This is a genomic window from Silvania confinis (genome assembly GCF_025564085.1).
In the GTDB taxonomy this organism is placed as follows: Bacteria; Pseudomonadota; Gammaproteobacteria; order Enterobacterales; family Enterobacteriaceae; genus Enterobacter; species Enterobacter confinis.
The window spans coordinates 192223-207309 of sequence record NZ_JAMGZJ010000076.1 but is presented as its reverse complement, the minus strand read 5'-3'; the positions used below and the strand labels follow the sequence as shown (position 1 = coordinate 207309).

Genomic DNA, 15087 nt, shown 5'->3' with positions numbered 1-15087 from the left:
GCAACACGTTATCCCACCAACTCTTCTTTTACCTGCATCGCCAGATCAAACGAATGCAGCCGCGCCTGATGATCGAAAATCTGGCCGTTCACCATGATCTCGTCCGCCTGTGTCTCACGCAGAACTGACTCCAGCCCGTGACGGACCTTAGCCTTATCGCCCACCAGCGACATGCTCAGCGCCTGCTGGACGCCATACTGCTCGGACGCAGACCACAGTTGATGCATATTCTCTACCGGCGGCGGTAGCTGGCCTGTCTCGCCACGGCGCAGCTTCATAAACGCCTGCTGCATGGAGGTGAACAGGAATTCCGCATCGCGGTTACTGTCGGCAGCAACGATGTTGATACACACCATCGCGTACGGTTTTTCCAGCCGCTCGGACGCTTTAAAGTTTGTGCGATACAGATGCAGCGCCTGGTGCAGCATATCCGGGGCAAAGTGCGAGGCGAACGCAAACGGCAGGCCAAGTTGTGCCGCCAGTTGGGCGCTGTATAAACTCGAACCCAGCAGCCAGACCGGGACCTGTTCGCCGTAACCGGGAACCGGGCGTACGTGCGGGTTCGGGTCGCGGGCATCGAACCAGTCCACCAGCTCGGCCACATCGCGGGGGAAGTTGTCGATATCGCCGCTCATATGCCGGCGCAAGGCCCGCATGGTGGGCTGATCGCTACCCGGTGCACGGCCCAGACCCAAATCGATACGGCCAGGATAGAGAGTATTAAGCGTGCCAAACTGTTCGGCGATCACCAGCGGCGAGTGGTTGGGCAGCATTACGCCACCAGAGCCTAAATGTAGCCGCGTCGTATTGGCCGCCAGATAGCCTATCAGTACCGACGTGGCGGCACTGGCAATCCCGACCATGTTATGGTGTTCGGCCAGCCAGTAACGATGATAACCGCGCTGTTCAGCAAGACGGGCAAGGTCCAGAGAGTGGGAAAAGGCAACTCCAGCCGAGGATCCTTCTGGGATGGGTGCCAGATCCAGCACCGAAAAGGGAATGGTTTTATCAGTCATAACAGCTCACTTTGTCGACGGCGAATCTTTTAATAGTGCATTAAAAAATGATAACCGTTGTTAACAAAGTGAGCTTTTACACTTCATCCTTTACTCTTGCAGCTCCAGCCCGGCCAGCCGCTTCCAGTAGCCGTTGCACTCGCTGTTTGCAGTCAGGGGCAGCGGGGAGGTGCCGTTTTCATTCGCACGGAAGGCATCAATCATCGCCAAGGTATCGGTGCCCAACGGCGACAGGCGGACCATATCCACCAGCCCTTTCATTGAGGCCAGCTCATTACCCAGGTTGTACACGTAGCCGCTCATGGTCTGAATGCCGTTCAGCACAAACACCTGCTGATTCTCCTGTGACAGCATGCTGCGCCCGTTAGGGTATTTGATGCAGCAGGTCTCACATTCATCTTTTGGCAGATTTTCTGAACGCGCGGTAAAGCAGCGGGCAGAGTACGCCAGCGGCAGATGCCCGTAACTCAGCACCTCGACTTCGAACTGATTGCGGATACCCAGCTCGTCGCACTGAGTTAATACGTTAACCAGCCAGTCGCGGGAAAGTTCTACCGGCATGCACCAGCGCGTCATGCCCTGCTTGAGCAGCAGGCGCAGGGTGACGGCGTTATAGCAGTTCAGCGCGTGCCCGGCGACAAACGGCAGCTTACGCTCGGCGCACAGATTCACCACCCCCAGGTCGCTGGCTTCCAGCAGAAAATCACCGTTATCGACATAGCGTTTCAGCTCATTCAGCTCAGACGAAGCCTGCACCAGTGCCAGCGTGGACAGCACCACCTGCTTGCCGCTGTCCGCCAGGTTTTTCGCCATCTCCAGCCAATCGCCCACTTTAGTGGCGCGGCGTTTGCTGCACACCGCTTCGCCGAGATAAATCACGTCGGCCTGGCTGTTCGCCGCCTGCTGGTAGAAATCCTCCAGCGTCTCTTTTGACCAGTAGTACAGCACCGGTCCTAATGAATATTTCATGCGTTATCTCACTGCCATTTACGGTGATAGGCACCAAGCGTAGTCTGAGTGCCTTCGGACAAGGATCCGAGTGCTTCCATCCAGGCGGACTGCGGGGCATAGTGCTGTGGGTCCGCCATACAGCGATCGATCGCCTGGCGCCACACTTTCGCCACCTGGCTGACGTATGCCGGGCTGCGCTGACGGCCTTCAATTTTCACCGACGCAATGTTAGCTGCCAGCAGTTCCGGCAGCAGTTCCAGCGTGTTCAGGCTGGTCGGCTCTTCCAGCGCGTGGTACAGCTCGCCATCCACCCGATAGCGACCTTTGCACAGCGTCGGGTATCCAGCGTTTTCGTCGTCCTGATAGCGGTCGATCAAAACCTCGTTCAGGCGTGACTCCAGCCCCTGTGGCGTTTGCTGCCAGCGCACATAGCGGGCCGGGGAGCAGGCACCCACGGTGTTTGGCGATTCGCCGGTTAAGTAAGAGGAAAGGTAGCAACGGCCTTCGGCCATAATGCACAGGCTGCCAAAGGCAAACACCTCCAGCGGGACCGGCGTCACGCGCGCCAGTTGCTTAACCTGATGAATAGAGAGCACGCGCGGCAGCACCACGCGCGCCACGTCGAAGTGACGATGGTAAAAGCGAATAGCCTCTTCATTGGTGGCCGATGCCTGAACCGAGACATGGCGCTCAATATGCGGGTAACGTTCAGCGGCATACTCCAGCATGGCGAGGTCGGCAAGGATCAGGGCATCGGCACCCAGTTGGGCGGCCATATCCACCGCCCGCTGCCAGCGTTGATAGCCGTCCGGGTGCGCAAAGGTATTGATCGCGATATGCAGCTTGCGGCGATGCTGATGCACAAAGCTCACCGCTTCCTGCAGTTTTTTCTCGGTAAAATTCAGTCCAGCGAAATGACGGGCATTGGTATCGTCCTTCAGCCCGATATAAACCGCATCGGCACCGTTTTCGATGGCCGCCTTAAGCGCCGGTAGATTTCCAGCAGGGCAGAGCAGCTCCATAATTTATCCTGGCGTTTACCGCCCCAGAGGGCGGTAAAATTGTTATCGAGGAGGGATTTTAATTAACCATCTGGCGACAATTTTTGATTTAAGGCAGCTAATGGCGTATTGATGACACCAATATTGAATTACGCCGGATGTCAGTTTGTTGATTTACGCCGCTATACCGTCGACTGGATATGGCAAAATATTGGAACTATAGATATCAGGGAGTAATGCTCGTGCTGGATAAACTGCGTTCACGTCTCGTCCACGTTGGCCCGTCGCTGTTGAGCGTACCGGTCAAGCTGGCACCGTTTGCGCTTAAGCGCCAGGTGCTGGAGCAGGTGCTGAGCTGGCAATTTCGCCAGGCGCTGGCGGAGGGCGAGCTGGAATTTCTGGAAGGACGCTGGTTAAGTATCGACGTGCGGGATATTGGCCTACGCTGGTACACCTCGGTCGATAACGGTCAACTTATCGTACGTGAATCGGCCGATGCAGACGTCAGTTTTAGCGCTAACGCCAGCGATCTGCTGATGATCGCAGCGCGTAAGCAGGATCCTGATACGCTCTTTTTCCAGCGCCGTCTGGTGATTGAAGGCGATACGGAGCTAGGGCTGTACGTCAAAAATCTGATGGATGCGATTGAACTGGAGCAGATGCCAAAGGCGCTGCGCATGGCGTTGCTGCAAATGGCCGATTTTGTCGAGGCGGGTTTAAACACTCCGCCGGAAAGTAAACACACTTCTGTAGGTGAGCCATGCTGATTCGAGTTGAAATTGGGATCGATGCGCCGGGTATTGATGCGTTATTACGCCGGACGTTCGAAAGTGACGGCGAAGCGCGACTGGTGCAGGATCTTCGTGAAGACGGCCTGATTACACTAGGCCTGGTCGCTACCGACGATGAAGGCCAGGTGGTTGGCTACGTCGCTTTTAGCCCCGTTAGCGTACAGGGTGAAGAGCTGCAGTGGGTTGGCATGGCGCCGTTGGCCGTTGATGAGAATTACCGTGGACAAGGTTTGGCGCGCCAGTTGGTCTATGAAGGGCTCGATTCGCTGAACGAATTTGGTTATGCGGCGGTCGTGACGCTGGGCGATCCGGCCTTTTATAGCCGTTTAGGCTTTGAGAAAGCAGCGAACTACGATCTGCACTGCCGCTGGCCGGGCACCGAAATGGCCTTCCAGCTGCATGGCCTGGCGGACGATGCCCTGAACGGTGTCAGCGGCCTGGTAGAGTATCACGACCACTTCAATCGCTTTTAATCAGCGACGTTTGCAGGCTCTCGCGTAGCGCCTCAAACGACCCGTCCCCGGCGACGAGGCGCTCTTTCTGGCGCTTCGTCAGCTGTTTTATGCGGTATTCCAGTCTCAGCGCAAGCGAGCGTTCACCCACGATGGCAGAAAAGGCCAGCGTCAGTTCGCCTTTGCCTCTCAGCGCCTTCGCCCCTTTTCCTGTTTGATGTTGCAGAAAGCGACGCGCGACATCAGTGGTGATGCCGGTATACAGCGCATTATCAGCGGTTCGGACCAGATAGAGAAACCAGCACACGGCGGACAGATTCAGTATGTTAAGGTGAACGCACCTTAGCACGAGAGAGAAGCGAAATGGAAACTCTGGCCGCCATCAACCGCTGGCTGGCGAAGCAGCACGTCGTCACCTGGTGCGTACACCAGGAAGAGGAGATGTGGTGCGCCAACGCCTTTTACTACTACGATCCGCAGCATGTGGCGTTCTATGTTCTGAGTGAAGATAAGACCCGTCACGCGCAGATGACCGGTAAACAGGCGAAGGTGGCAGGCACGGTCAACGGGCAGCCGAAAACCGTGGCGCTGATCCGCGGGCTGCAGTTCAAAGGGGAAATTCGCCGCCTGGAAGGGGAGGAAAGCGACGCTAAGCGTAAGCACTATAATCGTCGCTTTCCGGTGGCGCTGGCGCTGTCAGCCCCGGTATGGGAAATTCGCCTCGACGAACTCAAGTTCACCGACAACACCCTGGGCTTTGGTACAAAACTGCACTGGCTACGCCCCGAGTAAGCGCAACGCTTCGCGATTAAAGGCGGGCAGATCGTCCGGGGTTCGGCTGGTCACCAGCTGATCCTTGTCGACCACCACTTCCTGATCGTAAAAATCCGCGCCGGCGTTTTTCAGATCGATAACGATCGGCTTCACCGCCGTGAGTTTACGACCGCGCACCACTTCGGCGCTGATCAGCAGCTGCGGGCCATGACAGATGGCAAACACCGGTTTCCCGGAAGCGACAAAATCGCGGGTGAAGGTGACGAAGCGTTCGTCGCCGCGCAGGGTGTCCGGGGAGTGCCCTCCGGGCAGCAGCAGGGCATCAAAATCAGCCGGATTGACATCGTCAATGGCCTTGTCGATGGTGACGCTGGCCTCGCCTTTGTGGCCTTTCACCGTTTTCCCGGCCTCTTTATCGATCGTAATCACCTCGTGCCCCGCTAAGCGAAACGCCTCGGCAGGCGAGGTGAATTCTGAATCTTCAAACTCGTCGGTGATCAAGACCGCTATTTTCTTGCTCATGTTTCCTCCGTTGTTTTGGCTTCAGACAGCTTTTTTTCGGTGAGTGGTAAATACTTACCGATAAGACTACTCAGTGTGGTTGAAATGCATCAAATCGCATACGGACTAATCTGCAAAGGAGGAATCATGAGTCAGGTTTTAATTACCGGCGCCACCGGTCTGGTGGGAGGGCATCTGCTGCGGATGCTGATTCAGGAGCGGAAGTTCAACTATATCGCGGCACCTACGCGGCGACCACTGGGGGATATTGACGGGGTCTTTAACCCGCACGATCCCCAGCTCACTGACGCTCTGGCACAGGTTCAGGATCCGGTGGATATTGTCTTTTGTTGTCTGGGCACCACGAAGCGCGAGGCGGGCAGCAAAGAGGCCTTTATCCATGCCGATTACACCCTGGTGGTGGATACGGCGCTGACCGGCAAACGGCTCGGGGCAAAACACATGCTGGTAGTCAGCGCAATAGGAGCCAACGCGCACTCGCCGTTCTTCTACAACAAAGTGAAAGGGAAAATGGAAGAGGCGCTGATTGCCCAGCAGTGGGAGCGGCTGACCATTGTGCGTCCGTCGATGCTGCTGGGGGATCGGGAAAAGCATCGCTTCAGTGAATCGCTGTTTGCGCCGGTGTTCCGTCTGTTGCCGGGTAACTGGAAGTCGATTGATGCCCGCGACGTGGCGCAGGTGATGCTAAAAGAGGCACTGACTGCGGCACCGCCCGGGACAACGATCATTCCTTCGGCAAAACTGCGGGAGATGGCGCAGGGTGAAGGATGATGTGTTGCGCCCTCTCCTGAATGCAGAGGGCGCAAGGCAGAGTTACTTGAGATAGGTAAAGGCAGTGGTGACGTGCTTAACGCCGCTCACCCGGCTGGCGAGATCGGCCGCTGCTTTGCCTTCACGGTCGGTCACCAGGCCAAGCAGGAACACTTCGCCATTCTCGGTGGTCACTTTCACATTCGACGATTTCACCTGATCGCTGCCCAACAGCTGGGAGCGCACTTTAGTGGTGATCCAGGTATCGTTCGACGCCGTTCCCAGGCCAATCGGCTGGCCCTGGCGCACTTCGTTAAACACCTCGGTTGTCCCCTCTACACCCATCGCGATTTGCTTCGCTCGGGCGGCGAGTTCGGTATTCGGTGCTTGGCCCGCCAGCAGCACTTTGCCCTGATAAGCGGTGACGTTAATGCGTGCGTCTTTCTTGATCTGCTGGTCTTTGGATAATGCGCTGTTTACGCGCAGCTCCAGCGTGCTGTCATCTACCTGCGTGCCCACTGAACGCGGGTCAGTTGCGGCTTTGGTGCTGACCGCCGCGGTACCCACGACCGCTGCAGCAACACATCCCTGAAGCAGCAGTGCAGAAATAAGGACTGCGAGGGGCGAAAATGCCTTCATGTAAACTCCTTAATCATCCTGGTGAGGGAAAAGCGTGTTATCAATCAGATCGCACAAACAGTTCACCGTCAGCATGTGCATTTCCTGAATACGCGCGCTGCGGTGGGAGGGAATGCGGATCTCAACATCATGCGGGCCTAACAGCCCGGCCAGCTCGCCGCCGTCGTAGCCGGTCAGTGCGACAATGGTCATATCGCGGGTGACGGCAGCCTCAACGGCTTTTACGATGTCGCGGCTGTTACCGCGCGTGGAGATAGCCAGCAGAACATCACCGGCATGTCCTAACGCGCGGACCTGCTTGGCGTAGATCTCGTCATGAAGACGATCGTTAGCAATCGCCGTTAAGACCACATTATCGGTATTAAGTGCAAGGGCAGGTAAACTGGGACGCTCAGTTTCAAAACGGTTAATCATACTGGCAGCAAAATGCTGGGCGTTGGCGGCCGATGTGCCGTTGCCACAACAGAGGATTTTGTTGCCGTTAAGCAGGGATTGCACCAGTGTCATCGCCGCGCGGGAAATGGCGTCCGGCAGCGCTTCTGCCGCTGCAATCTGAGTCTGAATGCTTTCCGTGAAGCAAGCCTTAATTCTTTCGAGCACAGTATCCCTTAACGATCTGATTTACGCGTCTTCGCCGAAGGCGTTTTTGAGCCATTCGATGGCGTTGCCGGTGAAGGCTACCACATCGAACCGGCAATCCACAGTATCAAAGCTCCCATTCTGCCGGGCAAGCCACAACTGGGCGGTGTGTAATAATTTTTGCTGCTTGGCCCGGGTGACGCTGGCGGCGGCACCGCCAAATTGTGATGACTGGCGATAGCGCACCTCGATAAACACGATCACCGGGCCGTCTTGCATAATGAGGTCAATTTCACCGCCGCGCCCGTGTATGTTCGCGGCGATAAAACGCAGTCCTTTGCGCTCAAGCCAGCGACGTGCCTGTAACTCCCACGCGGCGCCGGTCTGTTTGCGGGTTAACTGGCCGGAACGACCTGTCCCTGCTGGTATTTGAGCCATGATAACTTCCTGTTAATCACGCAATCCTGAGTGGCGGTAAGATCGCCGGTGTTGCCGTTAATCTGGAAGCCCAGCACCTGGCGCATCTGGGTGAAGTGATTTGCCAGCGCCCAGGCGTCAGCGCCCATGGCGTACAGGCGTGCCAGCGAGTAGTCGTTACGCACGCTGCTGAGCGCCTGCTGCATCAGCTGGGGATTGCTGCCCGCAAGCATTGGGATTTCGCTGTACTGCAGGCCTTCCATTTCAAGACGAAAGTCCGGCCCGGCGGTGCCCTGTGCGCTGCGGGAGCTGGCGTACAGCGTGGCACCGCTCTGGCTGCCGTTACGCATCGCAATCATCGGTTTGATAAAGGCGATTTCGTCCGGGGTTGCCACGATATAGGCCGCGTCCACAGCGCCACCGCCGCTGATTTGCGCGTCGGTTGGCGGGGCTGGGATGGTCAGGCCGCCGACGGTTACGCTCTGCTGCTGCGGCAGGCTGGACGCGATTGGGCTGCCGCTTAGGGCAATGCCGGACCCGCCGTTAACGCCCATTTTCAGCTCGGACAGCGAGCCAAATTTTTGCTGCAGGACGATACCGCCGCCCAGATGTTGCCACTCGCTGGCAAAGGCGGAAGCGACACGTTCGCCCAGCTCGCTGCGCGGCGTCAGCAGCAGTGGAGCTTGTTTACCCTGCTGGTGGATGTGGCGCGCGGCATCGCGGGCTTCATCTTCTGGCGACAGGGCGAAGTAGCAGACGTTTGGACGGTTCTGCACTTGCTCAGGCTGGTTCAGCGCCAGCACGTTCAGCGGGGTGTTGCTTTTCATCAGCTCTTCAACGTTACCTTTCAGCAACGGGCCAACCACAATGCTGGCCCCATCCTGCTGAACCTGAGCCAGCACCTGGCTCAGCGGTTGCGCGCTGGTGTCATACACTTTCAGCTCGGCAGCCGGGTTGGCGGCAACGGGCGATGGGCTCACGGCCTGTGTCGCCTCGGCAGTGACAGGGGCCTGAACCGGCGCCTGTACGCTGTCTTGTGGTGCGGCGACAGGTTGTTGTGCTGCGACAGGTTGGGCGCCGGTCAGATCGCCGGTTTCCGCTGCTGACGGGCTGACCACATCACCTGTGTTGGCGGCCTGCGCCACCTGGGCGGGTACGGCGTCGCCTGCAACAGCGGTGGTGCCATTTTTCGCCGCTTCAAAACCCTGCTGGATGGTGCGGCCGAAGACGGCGGCCTGGCCGCTCAACGGCAGCAGCAGCGCAATTTTGCTGGTGGAGGCCGGTTTGAAGTTCTGCACATTCACCAACTGGGTTGGCAGCAGAGTCGCCCCTGGGTTGTTCGGATAGCGGGTTTGCCAGTCGCGGATCCCGGCTTTCAGCATATCCGGGTCATTGCGGTTATCGAACCAGACGCGCTGCAGATCCAGCCAGCCCTGCAGGACATTTTCATCGGCGTTGATCACCAGCGCGTTGGCCTGATCCGGGTTCATGGCGGAGAGCGCCTGCCAGGTTGCATCGATATTTTTCTGTTTATCGGCTCCGGCGAGCAGCGGCTCCTGGGCGATCAGGGCGCGCAGCAGAGTCAGGGAAGGGCGTCCTTGTTCAGCGGCAATGCCAGCTTGCCAGAAACGCGCCTGTTGGTTTTTATCCAGCGCGCTGATGTCGATATCGGCGAGGATCTTTTTCGCCCCGGCGGCATCGTTCTGCGCAACCTTCAGTTCGGCGGCCAGCAGTGACTGCTCGCGGCGCTGGCTGTCGCTTATGGTTTGCGGCAGTTGGTTAAACAGTTCGGCGGCGCGCTGGGTTTTACCTTCTTTCAGCAGTGCACGAATGGCGAGTAATTGCCAGTTGATCCGGGTATCATTTGCGCTCTGCTCCATCTGGTGCAGGTAGAAGCCGGAATCAGCCTGCGCTGTACCCGCCATGTGGGCAGCACTTTGATCGGGCGCCTGCGTACCGCAGCCAGCAAAGATGAGGGCTGCCAGCACCAGCGGAAGGCTGCGCGTGACTTTCTTACGAAGAAACGTTAAGGGTACCATACTGTATCCAGTGATATTTTTTACGCAATGCTCAATATTAAATCGGCAATACGGATGAAACAATGAAACAACACGAAACGGCAGATAATTCTCAGGGTCAGCTCTTTATTGTACCTACTCCCATCGGGAATTTGTCTGATATTACCCACCGTGCACTGACCGTATTGCAAGACGTTGATCTTATTGCGGCTGAAGACACCCGTCATACTGGCCTGCTGTTGCAACATTTCGCGATTAACGCCCGCATGTTTGCCCTGCACGATCACAATGAGCAACAAAAAGCTGACACCCTGGTGGCGAAGCTGAAAGAGGGACAGAACATCGCGTTAGTCTCCGATGCCGGGACGCCGCTGATCAATGACCCTGGCTACCATCTGGTGCGCACCTGCCGCGAAGCGGGCATCCGGGTGGTGCCATTGCCGGGGCCGTGCGCCGCCATTGCCGCATTAAGTGCGGCGGGCCTACCGTCAGACCGCTTCTGCTACGAAGGGTTCCTGCCCGCTAAATCGAAAGGCCGTCGTGATGTGCTGAAAGAGCTTGAAGCCGAACCGCGCACGCTGATTTTCTATGAATCCACCCACCGCCTGCTGGAGAGCCTGGAAGACATGGTGGCCGTCTGGGGAGAGGCGCGTTACGTGGTGCTGGCGCGTGAGCTGACCAAAACCTGGGAAACCATTCACGGCCTGCCGGTTGGCGAGCTGCTGGCGTGGGTGAAAGAAGATGATAACCGCCGTAAGGGCGAGATGGTGTTGATCGTCGAAGGGCATAAGGCGCAGGAAGATGCATTGCCAGCTGATGCGCTACGTACCCTGGCCCTCCTGCAGACGGAGTTACCGCTGAAGAAAGCGGCAGCGCTGGCAGCGGAGATCCACGGCGTGAAGAAGAATGCGCTGTATAAGTATGCCCTGGAGCAGCAGGGGGAATAACTCAGTGCGCTGAGTAAAACCTTCCGACATGTCGGAACAAATGTCGGAATAAAAAGGGAACCTGGCAGGTCATGCGATAACCTGCCAGCGTGCATTCAGACAATAATTACATCGGCGTCACTCTTGCCCAGTAACTCTCTGTCGCGTTGGCCGATCCCCTCATCTGTAATGACGCAGTCAATCATCTCCATCGGCAGTACCTGGTTGAATCCCCGGCGATTAAATTTACTCGCGTCCAGCACGGCGATCACTTTATGCGCCGCCGCTGCCATCACGCTGCTGATCGAGTAGCCTTCGTTGAAGGTTGTGATGCCGTTGGTAGTGTCGATACCGTCCGCGCCGACAAACATTAAATCGGCGCTGATGCCGGATAATGAGCGCTCGGCGATGGTGCCGTGCATCGAGTGGGTTTTATGGCGCACGGTTCCCCCGCACACCACCAGGGTGATGTCTTTGTTGTCGGACAGCGTAAAGGCCGCCGGCAGGCTGTTGGTGATCACCGTAATATTGGCTTTTTTCGCCAGCCCTTCGGCGATCAGCATCGTGGTGCTGCCGCTGTCGAGGATCACCGTCATCCCCTCTTCAATCATTGCTACGGCCGCGATCGCGATCCGTTTTTTCGGATCGCTGGCGAGGCTATAGCGATCTTCCAGCATCACTTCCTGGCTTTCGCTTTCGGCGAGATTACTGCCCGGCCGGGCTGCGCCGCCGTGAAAGCGTGTCACCAGCCCTTTCTCTTCCAGCAGCCGCAGATCGGCACGGATGGTCACCTCGGAGATGCCAAAAGAATTCGAAAGGTCGAGCACCAGCACGCTACCGTTGGCATTCACCAGATCGACGATTTTGTTCCTTCGCTCAAATGAGTTCATTTTGATTTGCCTGATAATTAACTTGCTCCAGTTTAATCGAAGGGATGCGAAAGGTGAACGCTAGCGTTCGAAAGTAAATGTGAGCCAGCTCCGGTTGCTGGCTCATGGGCTCAGCTCAGGCGCAGCAGGATTTTACCCTGCATCGGAGAACCATTCAGAGATTGAATGGCTTGAGCGAAACTTTCGCTGTCGCCGATATGGGCAATCAGCGGTGCCAGCTGCAGTTTTTTCTCGGTAAGCAGTCGCGCCGCCGTTTCCCACTCAACGCCTGGCCAGGGGGCGGAATAGTTCATCCAGCTACCGAGCAGGGTCAGCTCTTTACGCAGGATCTGCCCGAACGTTGCGGCGGATAGCGTCAGATCCTGGTGCAGGGTGCCCACCAGCGCCACCTGTGCACGCGGGCCGGCGATATCAATCGCCAGTGAGACGGTTTGCGGCGCACCGGCAGTTTCCAGAATCAGCTGGTCGAAGCGATTCTCCTGCAGTCCGGCGAGGATCCCGGCGGCACTCAGCGTTTTGCTGTTGAACACCTGGGTCGCGCCAAGCGAGGCGGCGAGGGTCAGTTTGTCCTCGTTAATGTCGATAGCCGTCACGCTGCGCGCGCCCAGCGCCTGCGCGCACTGCATCGCGAGCAGACCAATGGTGCCCGCGCCGACAATCACCACGTTTTTACCCTCACACCCTTTCGCCAGATGGAACGCGTGCAGGCCGACGGTGATCGGTTCGATAAAGGCGCCGTCCTCGATGGGCATAGCGGCAGGCAGCCGATACAGATTGGCCCGCTTCACCACGATAAACTCCGCATTCCCCCCTTCGCTGCGCGAGCCGACAAACTGATACTGCTTACACAGCGAGAAATAGCCTTTTTCACACTCCGGGCAGGTAAAACAGGGCAGCAACGGCACGCAGGCGACTGCATCTCCCGGCGCGAGATCCGCAACCTGATCCCCGGTGGCTTCAACGTAGCCGCTAAATTCGTGACCGAGGGTGATGGGGTAATAGTGGGCCCCTTTAGCAAAAATACGCGGGATATCGGATCCGCACAGCCCGGAGCAGACGATGCGCACCAGCACATCATCCGCGTCCTGAATCTGAGGCGCAGGACGTTCTTCAACGCGCACGCTGCCCTCAGCGTGAATTACCACTGATTTCATGATTCACTCCAGAAAAAAAAGGGGAGCATCGCTCCCCAGGGATCAAGATGCAGTCTGGTTTTGCTGAATGGCGGTCTGTTTTTCTGCCGCGATAAAGCTGCGTGCCCGACGCCAGGTGAGCAGTACGCCCGTCAGATAGATAGTTGCGATGACGATAAAGCCCACCACGTTTTGCCAGGTGAAGAGCTGGATCAACAGCCAGGTGACGGGAGATCCGCCCTGATCCATTGAAGCCACCAGTCCGCCCGCTTTCAGTGCGCCGGCATTTTGCGCCAGCAGCGTGTGCAGACCGATGGTCTGGGTGGCGATCCACAGGGTGATACTCATGATGATGACGCCGGAGATCAGCGTGCGGAACAGGTTGCCCTGATGCACCGCCACGGCCATCGCCACGAAGAAGCCGATGGTGGCCAGGTCGCCAAACGGCAGAACCTGGTTGCCCGGCACCAGCACCGCAATCAGAATGGTTAACGGGATAAAGATCAGGCTGGCGGAGACCACCGCGGTGTGGCCCAGCAGCAGCGCCGGATCGAGACCAATTAAGAACTCCTGGCCACCAAATTTTGCCTGCAGGCGCTTGCGGGCATGTTTAGCTATCGGGTTCAGGCCGTCCATGATCGGTTTAATCACCCGCGGCATCAGCAGCATCACCGCCGCCGTTTTCACTGCCAGCTGCAGGACGCCTTTTGCGTCGTAACCGGCCAGCATGCCGATCGCCAGACCCATCACAAACCCGACGGTCACCGGCTCGCCAAACGGCCCGAAGCGCTTCTGCACGTCATCGGCATTGAAATGAATGCGGTTAAGTCCCGGAATTTTTTCGATAATCGTATCGACCAGCACCGCAATTGGCCCAAGGTAAGCGGAGGAGCCGTGGGGGATAGCAATGCCTTCAAGGCCGAAAAAGTCCCGCGTATCTCTGGCGAACCAGTCGCCCAGCTTGTAGACAAATGCCGCGTGTACCACCACGCCTAAGATCCCCAGCCAGTACGAACCGGTCGCCAGATGCAGCATTGCGCCGGTAAACGTCATGTGCCAGATATTCCAGATATCGACGTTCACCACCCGCGTCATGCGGGTGACCAGCATCAGGATATTCACCCCGATGGCGACAGGAATGGCGACCAGTGCAATCTGTGAGGCCCAGGTCATCGGCGATGACCCCGGCCAGCCTACGTCCACCACGTGCAGGTTAATCTGGAACTGCTCTGCCATCGCTTTGGCGGCGGGCCCGATCGAGTCGAGCATCAGACCGATCACCAGCCCAATGCCAACAAAACCGATCCCGATATGCAGCCCCGATTTAAAGCAGTCGCCGAGCTTCATCCCCAGCAGCTTCGAGAAGACGATGATCACTAAAGGCAGCATCACCGTCGGCCCCAAATCGAGGATGTAACGCATGATTTCGTTAAACATGGCCTTACCCCTCGAGGATGGTCAGGATTTTTTGCTGCAGGGCTTCAATACCGACACCGGAGATAAACGGCATCCCGTGCACTACCGGAATATCGCCGAAGGTGCGGTCGACCTTCGCGGTGGTGCAGATCAGATCCGCCCCATCCATGTAGGTTTCGATCTCATTAACCCGACACTGCACCAGATCGAGGGTAATGTTGTGCGCATCGCACAGCTCTTTGATCTCTTCTGCGGCCATGGTCGAGGTCGCAACGGCACCGCCACAGGCAACAATCACTTTACGTTTCATAGGGTACTCCTTCTTATTATCAGTATGTTATGAGGCCTGTTTGCAGGGTTCAGAGGTCAGGATGAAACCCCGAAACAGTGCCGCCAGCTGGTGGTCCGGCGCGGCAAGCAGCGCCGTAAGCGTGGCTGGGTTCTGTAGCTCACTAAATAACCGGCGCAGCAGGGTGAGCTGCGCCGCAGGGTTTTCAACGATCAGCGCGATAATGAGTGATACGGCGATTTCCGCATCATCGTCTGCCTGTTGAAAATTCACCGGTTTGTCCGGACGAATCAGGTAGATGGCCGGTTCTCTGGCGTGGATGGCTTCGCAGTGCGGAATGGCAACCGCATGGCTTTCAAGGACAATGCCGGTCGGGAACACCGCTTCCCTTTCCAGCAGCGCGGCAGGGTACGTGGCATGAACCACCCCTTTCGTCAGCATCTCTTCGCCAATATGGGCCAGCGCCTGCTGGCAGGTGGCGAATTCAATGCCGGTACGGACAAACAGTTTGCTCATGGGATCT

The 15087-nt window shown here is 57.5% G+C and carries 19 protein-coding genes; 5 read left to right on the top strand and 14 right to left on the bottom strand.

Annotation, left to right across the window (positions count from 1 at the left end; genetic code table 11):
• Window positions 1-8: 8 nt before the first annotated feature.
• The 3 genes from M8013_RS13335 to ubiU form a co-directional block, all read right to left on the bottom strand.
• Entirely contained in the window at window positions 9-1016 is a 1008-nt protein-coding gene (locus M8013_RS13335) for a luciferase-like monooxygenase (protein WP_271268288.1), read from the bottom strand.
• Window positions 1017-1106: 90 nt separating this feature from the next.
• Window positions 1107-1985, bottom strand: a complete 879-nt coding sequence (locus M8013_RS13330) for a U32 family peptidase (RefSeq protein ID WP_271268287.1) — start codon at window positions 1983-1985, stop codon at window positions 1107-1109.
• An 8-nt stretch (window positions 1986-1993) separates the two neighbouring features.
• Window positions 1994-2989 carry a ubiquinone anaerobic biosynthesis protein UbiU gene (ubiU, locus tag M8013_RS13325; protein WP_271268286.1) on the bottom strand — a complete coding sequence of 332 codons (996 nt, stop codon included), beginning with the start codon at window positions 2987-2989 and terminating at the stop codon, window positions 1994-1996.
• Between the two features lie 221 nt (window positions 2990-3210).
• Between ubiU and ubiT the strand changes: the two genes are divergently transcribed.
• Together ubiT and M8013_RS13315 are read left to right on the top strand one after the other, a co-directional pair.
• A complete protein-coding gene (ubiT, locus tag M8013_RS13320; RefSeq protein WP_271268285.1) occupies window positions 3211-3735 on the top strand; it encodes a ubiquinone anaerobic biosynthesis accessory factor UbiT in 525 nt (174 codons plus the stop codon).
• Window positions 3729-4232, top strand: a complete 504-nt coding sequence (locus M8013_RS13315; RefSeq protein ID WP_271268284.1) for a GNAT family N-acetyltransferase — start codon at window positions 3729-3731, stop codon at window positions 4230-4232. The genes ubiT and M8013_RS13315 overlap by 7 nt, the downstream gene beginning before the upstream one ends.
• Here M8013_RS13315 and M8013_RS13310 read toward each other — a convergent pair.
• A complete protein-coding gene (locus M8013_RS13310) occupies window positions 4219-4560 on the bottom strand; it encodes a GIY-YIG nuclease family protein (RefSeq protein ID WP_271268283.1) in 342 nt (113 codons plus the stop codon). The genes M8013_RS13315 and M8013_RS13310 overlap by 14 nt on opposite strands.
• Before the next feature lie 14 nt (window positions 4561-4574).
• Between M8013_RS13310 and M8013_RS13305 the strand changes: the two genes are divergently transcribed.
• On the top strand, window positions 4575-5003 hold the full coding sequence (locus M8013_RS13305) for a YhbP family protein (RefSeq protein WP_271268282.1): 429 nt from the start codon (window positions 4575-4577) through the stop codon (window positions 5001-5003).
• Here the strand turns inward: M8013_RS13305 and M8013_RS13300 are convergent.
• Window positions 4989-5507, bottom strand: coding sequence for a type 1 glutamine amidotransferase domain-containing protein (locus tag M8013_RS13300; protein WP_271268281.1), 519 nt, complete (start codon window positions 5505-5507; stop codon window positions 4989-4991). The two genes, M8013_RS13305 and M8013_RS13300, sit on opposite strands and share 15 nt — an antisense overlap.
• A gap of 126 nt (window positions 5508-5633) precedes the next feature.
• On the opposite strand from M8013_RS13300, the gene M8013_RS13295 reads away from it, so the two are divergent.
• Entirely contained in the window at window positions 5634-6278 is a 645-nt protein-coding gene (locus M8013_RS13295) for an NAD(P)H-binding protein (RefSeq protein ID WP_271268280.1), read from the top strand.
• 42 nt (window positions 6279-6320) lie between these two features.
• Here M8013_RS13295 and dolP read toward each other — a convergent pair whose 3' ends face one another.
• Genes dolP through M8013_RS13275 form a run of 4 tightly spaced genes read right to left on the bottom strand, consistent with a single transcriptional unit; the run spans window position 6321 to window position 9931 of the window.
• Window positions 6321-6896: a division/outer membrane stress-associated lipid-binding lipoprotein gene (dolP, locus tag M8013_RS13290; RefSeq protein ID WP_271268279.1), complete on the bottom strand. Its 576-nt coding sequence runs from the start codon at window positions 6894-6896 to the stop codon at window positions 6321-6323.
• A 9-nt stretch (window positions 6897-6905) separates the two neighbouring features.
• The gene (gene diaA / locus M8013_RS13285) at window positions 6906-7496 is read right to left on the bottom strand and encodes a DnaA initiator-associating protein DiaA (protein WP_271268278.1); all 591 of its coding nucleotides are present in this window, start codon (window positions 7494-7496) and stop codon (window positions 6906-6908) included.
• 21 nt (window positions 7497-7517) lie between these two features.
• A complete protein-coding gene (locus tag M8013_RS13280; RefSeq protein WP_271268277.1) occupies window positions 7518-7913 on the bottom strand; it encodes a YraN family protein in 396 nt (131 codons plus the stop codon).
• A complete protein-coding gene (locus M8013_RS13275) occupies window positions 7871-9931 on the bottom strand; it encodes a penicillin-binding protein activator (RefSeq protein WP_271268276.1) in 2061 nt (686 codons plus the stop codon). The genes M8013_RS13280 and M8013_RS13275 overlap by 43 nt, the downstream gene beginning before the upstream one ends.
• A 62-nt stretch (window positions 9932-9993) precedes the next feature.
• Between M8013_RS13275 and rsmI the strand changes: the two genes are divergently transcribed.
• Window positions 9994-10857 carry a 16S rRNA (cytidine(1402)-2'-O)-methyltransferase gene (rsmI, locus tag M8013_RS13270; protein WP_271268275.1) on the top strand — a complete coding sequence of 288 codons (864 nt, stop codon included), beginning with the start codon at window positions 9994-9996 and terminating at the stop codon, window positions 10855-10857.
• Window positions 10858-10952: 95 nt separating this feature from the next.
• Here the strand turns inward: rsmI and M8013_RS13265 are convergent, their stop codons facing one another.
• From M8013_RS13265 to gatA, 5 genes are all read right to left on the bottom strand, one after another.
• Window positions 10953-11726, bottom strand: coding sequence for a DeoR/GlpR family DNA-binding transcription regulator (locus tag M8013_RS13265; protein WP_271268274.1), 774 nt, complete (start codon window positions 11724-11726; stop codon window positions 10953-10955).
• A 110-nt stretch (window positions 11727-11836) separates the two neighbouring features.
• Window positions 11837-12880: a galactitol-1-phosphate 5-dehydrogenase gene (gene gatD, locus M8013_RS13260; RefSeq protein ID WP_271268273.1), complete on the bottom strand. Its 1044-nt coding sequence runs from the start codon at window positions 12878-12880 to the stop codon at window positions 11837-11839.
• A gap of 42 nt (window positions 12881-12922) precedes the next feature.
• The gene (locus M8013_RS13255) at window positions 12923-14296 is read right to left on the bottom strand and encodes a PTS galactitol transporter subunit IIC (RefSeq protein WP_271268272.1); all 1374 of its coding nucleotides are present in this window, start codon (window positions 14294-14296) and stop codon (window positions 12923-12925) included.
• Between the two features lie 4 nt (window positions 14297-14300).
• Window positions 14301-14585, bottom strand: coding sequence for a PTS galactitol transporter subunit IIB (gene gatB / locus M8013_RS13250; protein WP_271268271.1), 285 nt, complete (start codon window positions 14583-14585; stop codon window positions 14301-14303).
• Window positions 14586-14612: 27 nt separating this feature from the next.
• Window positions 14613-15080 carry a PTS galactitol transporter subunit IIA gene (gatA, locus tag M8013_RS13245; protein ID WP_271268270.1) on the bottom strand — a complete coding sequence of 156 codons (468 nt, stop codon included), beginning with the start codon at window positions 15078-15080 and terminating at the stop codon, window positions 14613-14615.
• Between the last annotated feature and the right edge of the window lie 7 nt (window positions 15081-15087).

Excerpts from the sequence above, each read along its gene's own strand:
- rsmI (WP_271268275.1), top strand. The coding sequence starts at position 9,994 with ATGAAACAACACGAAACGGCAGATAATTCTCAGGGTCAGCTCTTTATT.
- ubiU (WP_271268286.1), bottom strand. The coding sequence starts at position 2,989 with ATGGAGCTGCTCTGCCCTGCTGGAAATCTACCGGCGCTTAAGGCGGCC.
- M8013_RS13315 (WP_271268284.1), top strand. The coding sequence starts at position 3,729 with ATGCTGATTCGAGTTGAAATTGGGATCGATGCGCCGGGTATTGATGCG.
- gatD (WP_271268273.1), bottom strand. The coding sequence starts at position 12,880 with ATGAAATCAGTGGTAATTCACGCTGAGGGCAGCGTGCGCGTTGAAGAA.
- M8013_RS13265 (WP_271268274.1), bottom strand. The coding sequence starts at position 11,726 with ATGAACTCATTTGAGCGAAGGAACAAAATCGTCGATCTGGTGAATGCC.
- M8013_RS13255 (WP_271268272.1), bottom strand. The coding sequence starts at position 14,296 with ATGTTTAACGAAATCATGCGTTACATCCTCGATTTGGGGCCGACGGTG.
- M8013_RS13300 (WP_271268281.1), bottom strand. The coding sequence starts at position 5,507 with ATGAGCAAGAAAATAGCGGTCTTGATCACCGACGAGTTTGAAGATTCA.
- gatA (WP_271268270.1), bottom strand. The coding sequence starts at position 15,080 with ATGAGCAAACTGTTTGTCCGTACCGGCATTGAATTCGCCACCTGCCAG.
- M8013_RS13275 (WP_271268276.1), bottom strand. The coding sequence starts at position 9,931 with ATGGTACCCTTAACGTTTCTTCGTAAGAAAGTCACGCGCAGCCTTCCG.
- M8013_RS13305 (WP_271268282.1), top strand. The coding sequence starts at position 4,575 with ATGGAAACTCTGGCCGCCATCAACCGCTGGCTGGCGAAGCAGCACGTC.
- M8013_RS13295 (WP_271268280.1), top strand. The coding sequence starts at position 5,634 with ATGAGTCAGGTTTTAATTACCGGCGCCACCGGTCTGGTGGGAGGGCAT.
- M8013_RS13335 (WP_271268288.1), bottom strand. The coding sequence starts at position 1,016 with ATGACTGATAAAACCATTCCCTTTTCGGTGCTGGATCTGGCACCCATC.
- M8013_RS13280 (WP_271268277.1), bottom strand. The coding sequence starts at position 7,913 with ATGGCTCAAATACCAGCAGGGACAGGTCGTTCCGGCCAGTTAACCCGC.
- dolP (WP_271268279.1), bottom strand. The coding sequence starts at position 6,896 with ATGAAGGCATTTTCGCCCCTCGCAGTCCTTATTTCTGCACTGCTGCTT.
- M8013_RS13330 (WP_271268287.1), bottom strand. The coding sequence starts at position 1,985 with ATGAAATATTCATTAGGACCGGTGCTGTACTACTGGTCAAAAGAGACG.
- gatB (WP_271268271.1), bottom strand. The coding sequence starts at position 14,585 with ATGAAACGTAAAGTGATTGTTGCCTGTGGCGGTGCCGTTGCGACCTCG.